This is a genomic window from Janthinobacterium sp. GW821-FHT03C08 (assembly GCF_059420905.1).
Genome location: NZ_JBWKUP010000047.1, coordinates 1 through 1,336, shown reverse-complemented (window position 1 = coordinate 1,336; position 1,336 = coordinate 1). Strand labels below are relative to the sequence as shown.

Genomic DNA, 1,336 nt, shown 5'->3' with positions numbered 1-1,336 from the left:
TGTTCCATCACCTGATGGCGCAGAAAAACGACCCGTATATCGTTTCGATGCTGCTGAAGGTGGCGGATGCGCAGCGCTTGGATGCTTTCCTGGCCGCCTTGCAGGCAGTGGTCGACCGTCACGACGTGCTGCGCACGGCGGTGATGGCGCAGCAAGTTTCGGTGCCGGTGCAGGTGGTGTGCAGGCAGGTGACGCTCGAAGTCGGGACGATTGATTTGGATACTGAGCAGGATACATATGCCCAGCTACAGGCCCGGCTGAAGATGTCGCCGGTGGTCGATATGGCGCGTGCGCCGCTGTTATACACGGGTGTTTCCAGGGATGGGCATACCGGAGAGGCATACTTGCTGGTGCAGTTGCATCACATCATTCTGGATCATGTAGGCGTCGAGGTGATACAAGCCGAGTTGATGGCGCATATGCAAGGTGACGAGCATGTGCTGACTGATTCCATTCCCTATCGTGAATTTGTTGCCCATGCTTTGCACCAAGCCCGGTATCACGATGCGTCGGCATTCTTCAGGGAGATGTTGTGGGATGTTGATGAGTCCACGGCACCATTTGGCCTGTTGGCGATGCATGACGTGGGTATGGATGTCGGTGAGGTAAGAAAAAAACTGGATGAGAAACTTGCCAACCGAATTCGCTTGGCGGCCAGGTCGTACAGCGTTAGTTCAGCAACAGTGTTTCATACGGCCTGGGCATTGGTATTGGCCCTGTGTAGCGGACGTGATGATGTTGTCTTCGGCACAGTTCTTTCCGGTCGTTTGCAAGGCACGCGGGGAGCGCAAGACATGCTTGGCATGTTTATCAATACCCTGCCGTTGCGCCTGCGTACGCAGGGATTAAATGTTGCTCAATTATTGATGCAGACAGATGCTTCATTGAGGGCGCTGCTTCCTTATGAGCAAGCGTCACTTGCAATGGCGCAGCGCTGCAGTGGTTTGCAGGGAGGAGCTGCCTTATTCAGCGCCATACTTAATTATCGGCATTCGGAAGCGCCAGCGGGACATGGCATAACAGCCGGTGGAGGAATAGAAATAATTGGAGCGCAAGAGCGCACCAATTATCCATTCACGGTCTCTGTCGACGATATGGCAGATGGTTTTGTTATCGATGCACAAATCGCAGTCAGTGCCGGGGCGGAGCGCGTGCTTGGCTATCTGGAGGCGGTACTTGCTGGATTGACTGAGGCTCTCCTGGCGACACAGGATCAGGCGGCGGCAGATGTGGCCATATTACCCTTCACCGAGCGGCAATACCTGCTGCAGACGCTGAATGCGACGCAGGCGGACTATCCGCAGGAGCATTGCATCCATGAGCTGTTCGAGGCGCA

At 55.2% G+C, this 1,336-nt stretch carries 1 protein-coding gene; it reads left to right on the top strand.

The window, feature by feature from the left end:
- On the top strand, nucleotides 1-1,336 hold a 1,336-nt coding region (locus tag AC07VL_RS27985; RefSeq protein WP_494808749.1), incomplete at both ends, for a condensation domain-containing protein.